The 255-nt window shown below is 60.0% G+C and carries 1 pseudogene; it reads right to left on the reverse strand.

The annotated features are described in order from the left end of the window. A pseudogene (locus ACLJNW_RS26680) lies at positions 1-180 on the reverse strand (DNA polymerase III subunit beta); the annotation flags it as partial. Between the last annotated feature and the right edge of the window lie 75 nt (positions 181-255).

Consider the following 255-nt stretch of genomic DNA (forward strand, 5'->3'; position numbering starts at 1 on the left):
TTCCAGTACCACGCGACCAACCAGCTCGACTTCGAGGTCGGTGCCGGTCAGCGACAGTTGCTGGCCTTCGACCACCAGCAGGACGTTGGAGAGAACCGGCAATGTCTGGCGGCGTTCCACGACGCCGGCGACCAGTTGCAGCGGTTTCAACAGGGCTTCGCGTTGAATGGTGAAATGCATGGTCTAGTCCCTTGCCTCGTGGGCTGCGTCAGGTTGTCAGGGTACGCAGCAGGTTCTTGTAGTCCTCGCGGATAT

Source organism: Salmonella sp. SAL4457, assembly GCF_046548235.1.
Lineage (GTDB): Bacteria > Pseudomonadota > Gammaproteobacteria > Enterobacterales > Enterobacteriaceae > Salmonella > Salmonella enterica.